A 12,400-nucleotide genomic window follows, 5' to 3' on the forward strand; every position below is an offset into this window, starting at 1 on the left:
GCTCCTCCGTGCCGGAATCACGTGAGGGCCATCGTGTATGACCGCTACGGCGGTCCCGAGATGCTGTCGATCGCGGAAATCCCGGTACCTTGCCCTGGGCCGAAACAGGTGCTTGTCCAGGTGCACGCGACGTCGATCAACCTCTCCGATTGGGAGACGCTGCGGGGGACGCCGCTGTATTCGCGCATCGGCGGGCTCCGGGCACCGAGAACCCCGGTTCTCGGATCCGATATCGCCGGACGGGTCGAGGCCGTCGGCTCCGAGGTCACTCTGTTCGCGCCGGGTGATGAGGTCTACGGCGACAATCTCACGCTCAAGGGCGGTTTCGCGGAATATGCCGTGGCTCCCGAATCGGCGTTGGCTCGAAAACCGGCGTCGCTGAGCTTCACCGAGGCATCGACCCTGCCGCAGGCAGGCGCGATCGCACTGCAGGGCACAGCCGACATCACCGCCGGTATGTCGGTGTTGATCAACGGTGCGGGCGGGGGCTCAGGAGCGTTCGCGATCCAGTTGGCCAAGCGCGCGGGAGCGCACGTGACCGCGGTGGACAACGCAGACAAACTGGCGTTCATGCGCACGCTCGGCGCCGACGAGGTCATCGACTATCGCGCCGAGGACTTCACCCGAACCGGACCGTACGACCGGGTACTCGACCTCGTCGCCCACCGATCGGTCTTCGCCTATCGCAGGTCGGTCGCACCCGGCGGCCGGTACCGCTGCGTCGGCGGCACCACCAGCGCGTTGCTGCGGATGACGACGGTTGGTGTGGTCGCCGGGATGGTGACCGGCCGCAGGCTCGGGGTCCTCGCGGTGAAGGAAGGCCCCGCGCACTTCACACCCCTCACGGAGTCGTGCGTCGCGGGCCGGATCGATATCCACATCGACCGCAGCTTCCCCCTCGACGAGACCGCGGCCGCGCTGGCTCATGTGGGTGCCGGGGGTGCCCTCGGCAAAGTGGTGGTCGAGATCCGCTGATCGGCGCGGGCTCGGGCGGTCAACGGCTAGAACGCTCCCGACCGCCCAGAACGCGGCAGATGAGTGCGCTTGCCTGAGGTGCGCGCCTATCGGTGCCTGCGCAGGGCTTCGGCGAACCATTTGAAGGCTGGCACGCTCGGCTCTTCAGGTGCGTGGCCGTTGATCAGACTCAGCAGCTGCCAATACCTTTCGACACGTGGTTCGGTGACGGTATCGAGCCAGGTCAAGAGTGAGACCTGTTCGGTCGCAGACAAGTCCATCGGCACGATGCGGTCCAGGGTCATTCGACCCTGCTCGGATTCGGGCGCGATACCCGCTGCGACAGCATGGGCGGCGTGTTCGATCACCAAAGCCGAGACCGACGCGCCCGGTCGCTACCCGTTCCCCGCGCGCCTGGCCCACCTGGTGCCCGCCGAGTAGGCGGCGTACCGAACGCTCTACTAGGTGCGCGGCAGATCGGTTGCGGCGCAACATCGTCGGATGGATGAGTACGACGCCATCAACGAACGCAACGCCGCGCGGGCCCGCGCCGCGGGCTGGCCGGAGCTGACCGGGACCGACGCGCAGCTCGGGTGGGCGACCACCGTGCGGCAGACGAAACTCGACGAGTTCGACGCGGCCGCGGTCGCCGAGCCGCAGCGCAGGCAGATGCGGGCCGTGCTGCTGCGTGAGACGAGCGCGAACGTCTGGATCGACAACCGCGGCAACCCGTGGGGCGTGGTCTGGCTGGCCAACCTCACCGACACCGAACGCGCCGCGACGTTCCCGACGCTCGGCGGCCGGCCGTGAACGGGATGGGTGAGCAGTACGCCGAGCTCGACGCCATCCTCACCCGCCAGCGCGGGATCCCCGTACAGGAGGACCTGCTTGCGGTCTGGGAGCGGCTCGACCGCCTCGACGCCGGACTGCCCCGCGTCTCCGATGCCGTTCTGCGCCAGCAGCTGACGCACGCCAGCGACCGCACCCACCAGCATCTTCTCGGCGCGTGGCGCGAGCTCGGCGTCGCGTACGAGACCGCGGTGGCGGCCTACCGGAACTGGGCCGCCGACCGCGCTCACCCGACAGTGCTGTCCACGCCCGACCGTCCAGCGCCGCAGATCCCGGACCGTCCGCACCTGCCAAAGCATCAAGGCCTGCCTGAGCGGACGCCGGTGTGGGACGGGTTCGACCGGTAGCCCGGGACGGCCTTGCGTCGCCGCGGCGTGCAGGCCGGAATTGGGGAGGCCACCTGGGCGGGCTGCCCGTTTCCTGCCGCTGGTCGTGCTGTATCAACTGCGGGGGTTGCGGGTGTGGACTGCGCGAGTGATCACCTCTTCCAGGCGAACTCGCAGGACCGTTCGACAGCGCGGCAGGTTCATCGGCTGCCGGATCATTGCCGACAAGTTTGCGCTCACACGGAGTTACCGGATCCCGACGATCACGCGGTCGTCGCCGTACTGCCAGACGATGCCGGATTCGGCGAAGCCCGCCTCGCGGGCGAAGGTGATGTAGTCGTGGACGGTGGGCCGGTCGTCGACCGTGTGGGCGGATCCGCCGTCGCGTAGCCGGACCAGGTCAGCCAATTCGGGGGCATGGTCGACCGCGGCCCACCACGCGTCCCAGTCCTCGGTGGTCGCGGTGCCCATGCGTTGGGCGCGGCGGGCGGTCATGGCTGCGCCCAGGGCGTCCAATCGCGGGCCGGTCGCTCCCTCGTGGAGATGGTCCCCGTCGATGAGCAGACCGCCGGGTGCGAGTGCGTCCGCGCAGGTCCGGATGAGCGTGCGCAGCGGTTCACGGTTCATCCAGTGCAGAGCGGTGGTGCTCACGAACGCGTCGGGAACTCGATGCAGGCGCAGCCTGTCGAACCAATCGCGCTCGCGCAGATCGGCGTTCACTGTCCGGAATCGTGGTGAGCCCAGCGTCATCTCGGCCAGTGTCAGCAGCAGCGGATCCACGTCCACGCCGACGATGGTGGCGGCGGGCATTCGGGTGAGCAGCCGGTCCGACAGTGTTCCGGGCCCGACGCCGAGGTCGACGATCAATGGGTCCGGCCGGTCGACGAGTTCGGTCAGGATGTCACCGATCACCTCGAAGCGCTGTTCGCGATCGGGCATGTAGTGCTCCTGCTGGCGATCCCACCGGCCGACCCAGTACCGTGCCCGCGATATGTCGAGCTTGCTCGTCGTCACACGAATCCTCCTCGAAGGTAAGGTATTTCGCGCATTCCGCGACAACCGCCGCCGAGCCCTCTTCCGGTCGCCGGGCTTCGCCGCCCCAGCCTAAGTGCACCGAACCCAATACGAGACCATTTGGTCCGGTTCGGAGTGTGAGAACTTCCGCGGTCAGAGTGCGCCACTCGTGCGCACCCGCCGACAGTCCGGGCATCCCGGATATCACCGCGGCGTGCTGGTAAGCATGCGTTGCCGTAAACCCACTCGCTGCGGAAAGGACCCGGGATATGCCCGACGAACATTCTCATGTCGAGCCACATACCCATACACACAGTCACGGCGCCCTGACCCATACCCACGCCCACAGCACGCACGAGCACGACCACAGCGAACACGAACACACCCATACCCATGAGGACGGGACCGTGCATTCCCATCCCCATGTGCATCAGAGCGATCTGCTCGACGATCACTCACACACCCACGACTGAGTCGGAGCACGCGAGAACACGGCCGCGGTCCGGCTGGTGGGTGTCAGCCGGTCAGTCGCCGAGGTCTGTTCGCGGCTGGAGTCCGGCGGTCCATTTCTCTTCGATGCGTCCATAGCGCCAGGTGAGGATGGCGATGGCCCAGGTCGCGACGAACAGGCCGACGACGAGGTAGCCGATCAGGTTGAGGTCCAGGGCGCTGATCCAGTCGAAGAAGCCTCCGGTCCAGCCCAATTGGTCGGCGAGCAGGCCGAGCAATTCGATGGTGCCGATGATGAGGGCGACCGCGACCGAGAGCGCGGTGATGGTGATGTTGTAGTAGACCTTGCGCACCGGTTTGGCGAAGGCCCAGCCGTAGGCGAAGTTCATGAAGCTGCCGTCGATGGTGTCGAGCAGGCTCATGCCAGCGGCGAACAGGATCGGCAGGCACAGGATCGCGTACCAGGGCAGCCCGGCCGCGGCGCTGGTGCCGGCCAGGACCAGCAGCGCGACTTCGGTGGCGGTGTCGAATCCGAGGCCGAACAGCAGCCCGATCGGGTACATCTGCCACGGCTTGGTCACCGACTTCATCACCGGACCCAGCAGCCGGTTCACCAGACCGCGTTGCGCGAGTTGGTTTTCCAGCTCGGCCTCGTCGAACTGCCCGCCGCGCATGCGCCGGAACACACGCAGGATGCCCACCAGCACAGCGATATTGATGATCGCGATGACGTAGAGGAACGTCCCCGAGACAGTCGTTCCGATCAGTCCGGTGTAGTGGTGCAGCGCCGAGGAATCGTCCTCGACCGGGCCGACGATGGCCTTCACGCCGATCGAGAGCAGCAGCGCCAGACCGAACACGACGCTGGAGTGGCCGAGGGAGAAGAAGAATCCGACCGACAGCGGTCGTTGCCCGTCGTGCATGAGTTTGCGGGTGGTGTTGTCGATCGCGGCGATGTGGTCGGCGTCGAAGGCGTGCCGCATGCCCAGCGTGTACGCGGTCAATCCGACGCCGATGCCCAGGGTGCGGTCGCCCAGGCTGAAATGCTGCGGAGCGACGAACGCCACCAGGGTGAACCAGCCCAGCACGTGCAATCCGATGATGACTGCGGCCATGGCGGCCAGCCGCAGCCATTCCTGGCGGGTCAACGCCAGCCGATCGGTCACAGCGCGGAAAGATCTCAGATTCATCGACGTCACGACATGCCCTCTCCGCACGAACCGAATTCTTTTGAAGGTAAGTCGGTCCCGGGCTTGTTGCAACTCATTGGCAAGAAGCTGGTTGGCGGGTGCGGGCCGAGGCGGCAGACTGGGGCCATGGCCGGCGCTTCGCAACACACCCACGCCCCGGACTCGGCCGGTGAGCACAACGCTCGCCGTCTGCTGCGCGGCCACGGACTGCGATGCACCGCGCCGCGGCTGGCCGTGCTGTCGGTCCTGGACGACTCCCGCGATCTCGGGCACCTGACCGTCGCCCAGATTCAGCAGGGCCTCACCTCGGCAGGCCACGAGGTCGACCTCACGACCGTCTACCGCACCGTCTCAACCCTGGTCGATGCGAACGTCCTGCACGCCTTGGTCATCGACGAACGAGTGACCAGCTACGGGCTCACCGACATCCCGCACCATCACGCGGTGTGCACACGCTGCGGCGCGATCGACGAGGTCCCCTCGGAGCATCTCACCGCGGCCCTGGCCGAAGCGCGCAACGGTAGCCGATTCGCCCTGCCCGATACCGGCGGACTCACCCTGCACGGCCTGTGCCCCACCTGCCAACAGGACATCGCGAACTGACCGGCGGCGTCAGCTCGAACGCGGGTGTCCTCGCGCCGCGCAAGCCGTTTCGGCTGCGCTGGGTGTTCCTGCCGATGCTCGCTCTCGTCGCGTACTTCGTGCTGCTGCTCCTGCTCTGAGCAGCCGCGAAAGGCGCCCACCGGCGGCGCCACGGTCTGGGCGCTACCAACGCGACGGAGCCAGCGTCTCGGCCTGCGACAACGGCCTGCGAAAGCGCCCACCGGACAGCCGTCGCGTGCACCGACTCACCCGCACCGGTAGGTGCGGTCAGTAGTCGAACTTCGGGTCCGCGAGGAGCTTGACCGCGAACAGCACGCCCGCCCGGAAGTCGGGGCTGACCCCGTCGTCCTCGAACCGATCCACCAGGGCATGCAGCGCCGGAATCTGCTGCAGGACAGGGTTGTCGGTCAGCTCCTCGGCGCTCTTGGCGGTCTTGTTACTCATCGCGGTGCTCCTGCGGGTTCTGGTGCTACGACCAGCGTCGGGACGCCGAGTTCGGCGGCTTTCACTTCGCCCTGGACGACGGCGAGGCTGACGCCGACGCCGCGCGAGATCTCGCGCAGGGACTGGCCTTCGGCGCGGCGCGCGAGGATGGCGCGGCGTTTGTCGTCGTCGACCACGCGCGGCCGGCCACCGCGGTTGCCGCGGCGGGCGGCGGCTTCGAGTCCGTCGCGGGTCTTGCGGGTGATGTAGCGGCGGCGGTCCTCGGCGAGTGCGAGCGCCAAGTCCAGCAGGAAGTTTCGTTCGGTGTGCTCGCCCGCGGCGATGCCTTCGAGGATCTTCACCGCGATGCCCTGCTGGAACAGATCGGTCAGCACGATCAGGCCTTCGAGAAGGTTGCGGCCGAGTCGATCGGCTTCCTGCACGGTGAGCATGTCGCCGGGGCGCATGTAGTCCAGGGCGGCCTGCAGGCCGGGTCGCTCGGCGACCTTCAGCTTCCCCGACCGCATCTCCTCGAACACCTTCACGCAGATCGGATCGAGCGCGTCGTGCTGGCGCGCGGTCTCCTGCGACTTGGTGCTGACCCGGACCAGCCCGACGAGCGCCACGATGCCTCCCGAACGTTCAGAAAACGTGTTCAACAACCGGTGTCGACACTACCAGTTGATGAACGGGTTTCCGAACATTTCGGCCTGCGGAAACGTTCGCGGATCCGGCGAGGTGTTCGGGTTCGGCAGACGATCGTTTGTCACCGAGCTCCCCGTGAGTAGGTGCGTCTGGTCGGTGGTGATCGGTTCTGCGCGGTGCCGATCGGTGGTGATCGGACCTGCTGACCTGCGTATTTGCTTGTGTTGGACTGGCTTTCGTTCTACTTCGAGCGAAACGGAGGATCAGTGATGTGGGCCGAGATCGGTAAGACAGTGCGCAAGGCGATGGACGGGTGGCCGGCGTTGTGGCGGTTCGTGGTGGTTGTGCTGGTGTTGACTGCCGCGGCGGTCGTGTTGGTGTCGGTGGGTGCGTGATGATCGGTGTATCGGTGAGGGGTCAGTGAGCGAAGATGGTGGTGATGATTGCCAGCGATCCCGGTGCGCGTGCCCGTTTGGCCGCCGACTTGAACGAGCTGAGGGCCCAGGTCGGTGGGCCGAGTTTTCGTGTGATGGCCGCGCTGCTGGTGAAGGCGCACAGGGACGCAGTGAGTGCGACCACGTTGCGTGATGCGGCGACAGCGGATGCTTCCGTGCCGCGGCCGGTGACGGTGTTCCAGTTCGTGACCGCGTGCCGTCTCCACGCCGGCACCGCCCGCCCCGATATCGATCCGGCGTGCTTCGACCTCGAGGACTGGTACGGGCGGTGGAAGAAGATCGGGGCCCCACCCGATCCCGCCGCGGCAGGCCAGCTGGCCTCCCTCGAATCTGTTGCCGGTGAACCGGATCGAGCCCAGGACACGGCCGGAGTCTCCTCGTATGCGGCGGCCGGCGTCCCGGGGGAGTCGGGGCGTGTGGTGGTGGGCCGGATCCCGCGCCGGGCACCGCATTTCGTGGACCGCACCCAACTCGAGGACCTGCGTGAGGCGTTGCGGACCGCCTCGGTGGCGGTGGTGGTGACCGGGATGCGTGGTGCCGGGAAGACACAGGTCGCGGCCGCCTATGCCCGGGAGGTGATCGCCGCCGGGGACACACCAGTGGTCGGCTGGATCAATGCCGAAACCCGCGACAGCCTCTACATCGGTCTCGTTGAGCTCGCCGCGCGTGTCGGGGTGGCTGACCCCGAGGGCGATTCCGCGGTGTCGGCGCGCAGGGTGCGCGAGTATCTCTCCGAGCGGCAGGCACCAGCGTTGCTGGTGTTGGACAATGCCACCGACCCCGACTTCCTCGACAACCTGCTCCCCTCGGGCGGGGCGACGCGGGTAGTGCTGACCAGTACCGATCGCGCGTTTGCCCAGTTCGGGGCATTGGTGGACGCCCGGCAGGGATTCGAGCGAGACGAATCGATCCGATACCTGGACGAGGCGACCGGCTTGCACGACCCGGACGGTGCCGACGGTGTGGCCGCGGATCTGGGTGATCTGCCGTTGGCGTTGTCCGCGGCCGCGGCCACCCTCACCGGCCGCAGGCTCGACTACGGCCGCTACCGCCACCTGCTGGCCGCCCAGCCGATGCCGCAGGCGCTGCCGCGCCGGCGCGGCAGCGCCCATCCGCTCGCGGTGGATCAGGCGTTGCTGCTTGCGATCGCGACCGCCGAAACCTCCAGCGGTGACCCGCAATCCGACCAGGTTCTGCGTTGGCTGCTGGGGGTGATGGCGATGCTGGCCCCCGACGGCATCGACTACACCCTGCTGCCCGCTCCCCACGACGACCCCTCAATGGTGGATGCGGCAGTCCAGCGGTGTGTGGAGGGATCGCTGCTGACCTGGTCCGGCACCGGGACCGTGGTGGTGATGCACCGGTTGCTGGCCCGCGTCGTCCGCGAACGCGCCCACGCCACACACACTTTCGGTCAGATCACCGCGGCGGCCGTCGCGGTGATCGCGTCATGGCAGTTCCCGGAGGATCAGGCATTCCAGCGACGTGTGGAAGGCTCACGCCTGATCGATCACATCGACGCCGTGTGGGCCACGATCAGCGGCACACTTGAGGACCTCAACACCACAATTCTCACCGACATACTGACCGCTCGCCGGTGGGCTACCCGGCAACTGATCAAAGCCTCAGACACCACACGATCGATAACCCTGGCCTACCACACTCTCTGCGACCATGAGCGAGTACTGGGCGCCGAGCATCCCAACATCCTGGCCTCCCGCAACAATCTGGCCTACGCCTATGAGTCGGCGGGCCGGTTACCCGAGGCGACCGCGTTGTACGAGCGCACCCTCACCGATCGCGAGCGAGTACTGGGCGCCGAGCACCCCGACACCCTGGCCTCCCGCAGCAACCTCGCCGGCGCCTATAGGTCAGCGGGCCGGTCACCCGAGGCGATCGCGTTGTTCGAGCGCACCCTGACCGATCTTGAAGAGGTACTGGGCACCGAGCACCCCTACACCCTGACCACCCGCAACAACCTGGCTGGCGCCTACAGGTCAGCGGGCCGGTTACCCGAGGCGACCGCGTTGTACGAGCGCACCCTCACCGATCGCGAGCGAGTACTGGGCGCCGAGCACCCCAACACCCTGACCACCCGCAACAACGTGGCCTACGCCTATGAGTCGGCGGGCCGGTTACTTGAGGCGATCGCATTGTACGAGCGCACCCTCACCGACAGTGAAGGGCTACTGGGCGCCGAGCACCCCAACACCCTGGCCTACCGCAACAATCTGGCCGGCGCCTATAGGTCGGCGGGCCGGTTACCCGAGGCGATCGCATTGTTCGAGCCCACCCTCACCGATCGCGAGCGAGTACTGGGCGCCGAGCACCCCGACACCCTGAACACCCGCAACAACCTGGCCAGCGCCTATGAGTCGGCGGGCCGGTTACCCGAGGCGACCGCGTTGTACGAGCGCACCCTCACCAACAGTGAAGGGCTACTGGGCGCCGAGCATCCCGACACGCTGACCTACCGCAACAATCTGGCCGGCGCCTATAGGTCGGCGGGCCGGTTACCCGAGGCGACCGCGTTGTACGAGCGCACCCTCACCGATCGCGAGCGAGTACTGGGCGCCGAGCACCCCGACACCCTGACCATCCGCAACAACCTGGCCGGCGCCTATGAGTCGGCGGGCCGGTTACCCGAGGCGACCGCGTTGTACGAGCGCACCCTCACCGATCTTGAAGGCCTACTGGGCGCCGAGCACCCCAACACCCTGACCACCCGCAACAACCTGGCTGGCGCCTATAGGTCGGCGGGCCGGTTACCCGAGGCGATCGCGTTGTTAGAGCGCAACCTCACCGACAGTGAAGAGGTACTGGGCGCCGAGCACCCCAACACCCTGACCTACCGCAACAACCTCGCCAGCGCCTACAGGTCAGCGGGCCGGTCACCTGAGGCGATCGCGTTGTTCGAGCGCACCCTCACCGACAGTGAACGAATACTCGGGCCAGACCATCCGACCACCAGTACAGTGCGCAGAAATCTGACTTCGGCTCGCAAAGGACGCTGACTCGCCGTAATTTTTCGGAGTCGTTCGTGGGTATCGCCGATTCTGTCTATCTGGGGTACACCCCATCACCACAAGCCCGACCGGGGCGGAATGCGTCAGATTGAAGTCGGTTTCCGAATTTCCTGACACATGTACGTTAGGATCTTAGAGTTCAATCTGACATTTCGAGCGTGAGAGAGGTCCTGTCATGCGGGTCGGCTATATCCGAGTGAGCTCGGTCGATCAGAACACCGTGCGGCAACTCGACGGGATCGAGGTCGAGCGCACCTTCATCGACAAGGCCTCCGGCAAGGACACCGCCCGGCCGAAGCTGGACGAGATGCTGGCCTTCGTCCGCGACGGCGACACCGTCCTCGTGCACTCGATGGACCGTCTCGCCCGCAATCTCGACGACCTGCGCCGGCTGGTCCGGTTGCTCACCGGCAAGGGCGTGCGGGTGGAGTTTGTGAAGGAAAGCTTGACCTTCACCGGCGAGGACTCACCGATGGCGACCCTGCTGCTGAGCGTGATGGGCGCCTTCGCCGAGTTCGAACGCTCGCTGATCCTGGAACGCCAGCGCGAAGGCATCGCCGCGGCCAAGGCCCGCGGCGCCTACACCGGTCGCAAGCCCGCGCTGACCGACGCCCAGGCCGGCCAGCTGCGCGAGCGTGCCGCAGCGGGTGAGTCGAAGTCGTTGCTGGCCAAGGAATTCGGCATCAGCCGCGAAACCGTCTACAGCTACCTGCGCGCCGACACCGTCACCGGCTGAGCCACGGGCACGCCACTGCTCGAAGCGCCTTCGGCGACGTGGCCGCGACGAAGGAGACGTTCGGGTTCGTCAGACGATCGTTTTTCGAACACAAGTTGTGCGCCTGCGGAGGCCAACTAGATGTGCCATCTCATGAGGTTGGTGGCGCCGGTCTGGTCGGAACACTTCACGCTCGCGCCGCGACGCTCAGGAACGCGCTCAATCGCGTGACCGACACCCTGCCTTCGACGACTGACCCGGCCAGATTGTTTCCGATACCGCCGAGTGCCCCTACCAGCAGGTCGGCGCAGGGTTACTCGGAAAGCCGAACGATCAGGGCTGATCGCGTCGCATGAACGCCAGCGTGTACGCGAAGTTGTTCTGCTCCTTGTCGCGATCGAGCATGCTCACCAGACTCCAACCTTGACGCTCCAGCCATTCGATGGCGTCCGTCATGGCCACGATCGGCCCGAAGAACGACTGATCGAAGTCGGCCATGAACGAAATGAACTTCTGCTGGAGCGGCGCCTTCGTGCTCAGTACCAGGTATCGCCGCGAATACAACCGCAAATCGAACGCGCCGTTCAGCAATGCGTAGACATCGACAATCGGCGATTGCGGGTGCGGAGTGGTCATGGCCCCATCCTGCATCACGATCTCTCGCCGGATGTGCGCGTTGGTTGGTGCGGCTCGGGGCCGCATGGGGTCGATCCTGCCAGGTACCCCCACGAGGCCAGCAGGCGACCGCCGTCGAGATTCACCGATGAGCGACATCTTGAGATCACCTTCGTGGAACCAGTGTCATGAGACACCACAACTAGACGGGGCCGCAACGGCCGGCGGCCAGTCTTGAGGTTCGACGTCGGGGGCGCCCTCGCTGGGCGGTTCTGTGGCCCTTTTGTCGTTGATATGTCGATAGATTTCCGATCTTGCAACCGTTCGATGTCAGTCGTGCCGGTCCAAGCGCTTCGTCTTTTACGGTGTCATTCCTGGTGGGAGCCGTTCTCGAAGCGAGGTGATCGGGATGGTTGCACGGAAGTCTGAAGTCTTTCCCGAGCGCGACAACACCGTCGCCCACGACTGCGACAACCCTGGTTATCGGGCATGGTGCGCCGGCCACGCCGCCGCGCTCGATGAGTTCCTCACCGTGGACGCCGCGGCCGTGGGCGCCCTCCCCGATCCCTGGACCCTGACCGGGCTGCAGGCCGCGATAGCGATGGCGCGCACCGGATTTCCCGACCGCGCTGCTGTGCTCGCTGACGAGAACCGCATGTCGATCGACAGATTGGGGCGCTTCGTCGGTGAGGTATTCGTCCGCCGATTCGACGGCTGCTGGTGCAACGTGCTCGACACCGCACCCGCCGAGACGGAGGTCTGGCCGATGATCCGCTGCCACGGCTACCTCGCCGGAATCAGCCCGCACTGCGAGGTGGAGCTGGCCATCGTGGAGGGCCGCTCCGGCGGCCCGGCCGCCACCCGGCGCGGCATCGTGGCCGAACTGTTCGTCAGCGTGGCGGCCAAACATCTGGCCTGGACCACCGCCGATCGACTCTCAAACCCGACAACAGCGTGCTGGTGAGCACGCGGGCGTACCGGTACCCGATGTCCTCGGTGCACGGCGGGAGCCCACCACCCACGAGACGTTCGCGAAGGTGCTGAAGTCCTACGGGCGTTTGACAGCTCATCGTTTTCCGAACACTCCCGCATCGTCTCGGACTCGGCACCTGACCCGCCCCGCCACACGCGTTGT

At 66.5% G+C, this 12,400-nt stretch carries 15 protein-coding genes; 9 read left to right on the forward strand and 6 right to left on the reverse strand.

Annotation, left to right across the window (positions count from 1 at the left end; translation table 11 throughout):
• The first annotated feature begins 60 nt into the window (after positions 1 to 60).
• Complete coding sequence (locus ACWEOI_RS21430) at positions 61 to 975, forward strand: NAD(P)-dependent alcohol dehydrogenase (RefSeq protein ID WP_452360724.1); 915 nt, start codon at positions 61 to 63, stop codon at positions 973 to 975.
• A gap of 86 nt (positions 976 to 1,061) precedes the next feature.
• Here ACWEOI_RS21430 and ACWEOI_RS21435 read toward each other — a convergent pair whose 3' ends face one another.
• Positions 1,062 to 1,259, reverse strand: coding sequence for a hypothetical protein (locus tag ACWEOI_RS21435; protein ID WP_452360725.1), 198 nt, complete (start codon positions 1,257 to 1,259; stop codon positions 1,062 to 1,064).
• A gap of 196 nt (positions 1,260 to 1,455) precedes the next feature.
• Between ACWEOI_RS21435 and ACWEOI_RS21440 the strand changes: the two genes are divergently transcribed.
• Positions 1,456 to 1,764, forward strand: a complete 309-nt coding sequence (locus tag ACWEOI_RS21440) for a hypothetical protein (protein WP_452360726.1) — start codon at positions 1,456 to 1,458, stop codon at positions 1,762 to 1,764.
• Positions 1,765 to 1,769: 5 nt separating this feature from the next.
• On the forward strand, positions 1,770 to 2,150 hold the full coding sequence (locus ACWEOI_RS21445; RefSeq protein WP_452360727.1) for a hypothetical protein: 381 nt from the start codon (positions 1,770 to 1,772) through the stop codon (positions 2,148 to 2,150).
• Between the two features lie 225 nt (positions 2,151 to 2,375).
• Here the strand turns inward: ACWEOI_RS21445 and ACWEOI_RS21450 are convergent, their stop codons facing one another.
• Both ACWEOI_RS21450 and ACWEOI_RS21455 read right to left on the reverse strand, forming a co-directional pair.
• Positions 2,376 to 3,143 (reverse strand): class I SAM-dependent methyltransferase, encoded by a 768-nt coding sequence (locus tag ACWEOI_RS21450; protein ID WP_452360728.1) that lies wholly within the window; start codon positions 3,141 to 3,143, stop codon positions 2,376 to 2,378.
• 524 nt (positions 3,144 to 3,667) lie between these two features.
• The gene (locus ACWEOI_RS21455) at positions 3,668 to 4,783 is read right to left on the reverse strand and encodes a HoxN/HupN/NixA family nickel/cobalt transporter (protein WP_452360729.1); all 1,116 of its coding nucleotides are present in this window, start codon (positions 4,781 to 4,783) and stop codon (positions 3,668 to 3,670) included.
• Positions 4,784 to 4,909: 126 nt separating this feature from the next.
• Between ACWEOI_RS21455 and ACWEOI_RS21460 the strand changes: the two genes are divergently transcribed.
• Entirely contained in the window at positions 4,910 to 5,386 is a 477-nt protein-coding gene (locus ACWEOI_RS21460; protein WP_452360730.1) for a Fur family transcriptional regulator, read from the forward strand.
• Entirely contained in the window at positions 5,353 to 5,505 is a 153-nt protein-coding gene (locus ACWEOI_RS21465) for a hypothetical protein (RefSeq protein WP_452360731.1), read from the forward strand. Before ACWEOI_RS21460 ends, ACWEOI_RS21465 begins: the two co-directional genes overlap by 34 nt.
• A gap of 148 nt (positions 5,506 to 5,653) precedes the next feature.
• Here the strand turns inward: ACWEOI_RS21465 and ACWEOI_RS21470 are convergent, their stop codons facing one another.
• Entirely contained in the window at positions 5,654 to 5,830 is a 177-nt protein-coding gene (locus ACWEOI_RS21470; protein ID WP_452360732.1) for a hypothetical protein, read from the reverse strand.
• Entirely contained in the window at positions 5,827 to 6,435 is a 609-nt protein-coding gene (locus tag ACWEOI_RS21475) for a recombinase family protein (protein ID WP_452360733.1), read from the reverse strand. Before ACWEOI_RS21475 ends, ACWEOI_RS21470 begins: the two co-directional genes overlap by 4 nt.
• Before the next feature lie 288 nt (positions 6,436 to 6,723).
• Here ACWEOI_RS21475 and ACWEOI_RS21480 point away from each other — a divergent pair, with 288 nt between their 5' ends.
• The 3 genes from ACWEOI_RS21480 to ACWEOI_RS21490 all read left to right on the forward strand — a co-directional run bounded on the left by ACWEOI_RS21480 (position 6,724) and on the right by ACWEOI_RS21490 (position 10,671).
• Positions 6,724 to 6,849 carry a hypothetical protein gene (locus ACWEOI_RS21480; protein ID WP_452360734.1) on the forward strand — a complete coding sequence of 42 codons (126 nt, stop codon included), beginning with the start codon at positions 6,724 to 6,726 and terminating at the stop codon, positions 6,847 to 6,849.
• 35 nt (positions 6,850 to 6,884) lie between these two features.
• Positions 6,885 to 9,923 carry a tetratricopeptide repeat protein gene (locus ACWEOI_RS21485; RefSeq protein ID WP_452360735.1) on the forward strand — a complete coding sequence of 1,013 codons (3,039 nt, stop codon included), beginning with the start codon at positions 6,885 to 6,887 and terminating at the stop codon, positions 9,921 to 9,923.
• A 187-nt stretch (positions 9,924 to 10,110) separates the two neighbouring features.
• Positions 10,111 to 10,671 (forward strand): recombinase family protein, encoded by a 561-nt coding sequence (locus tag ACWEOI_RS21490; RefSeq protein WP_452360736.1) that lies wholly within the window; start codon positions 10,111 to 10,113, stop codon positions 10,669 to 10,671.
• Positions 10,672 to 10,983: 312 nt separating this feature from the next.
• On the opposite strand, the gene ACWEOI_RS21495 is transcribed toward ACWEOI_RS21490, so the two are convergent.
• Positions 10,984 to 11,424 (reverse strand): hypothetical protein, encoded by a 441-nt coding sequence (locus ACWEOI_RS21495; RefSeq protein WP_452360737.1) that lies wholly within the window; start codon positions 11,422 to 11,424, stop codon positions 10,984 to 10,986.
• A gap of 250 nt (positions 11,425 to 11,674) precedes the next feature.
• Between ACWEOI_RS21495 and ACWEOI_RS21500 the strand changes: the two genes are divergently transcribed.
• Entirely contained in the window at positions 11,675 to 12,229 is a 555-nt protein-coding gene (locus tag ACWEOI_RS21500) for a hypothetical protein (protein ID WP_452360738.1), read from the forward strand.
• The last annotated feature ends 171 nt before the right edge of the window (positions 12,230 to 12,400 follow it).

The sequence above is a fragment of the Nocardia sp. NPDC004340 genome, from assembly GCF_053602575.1.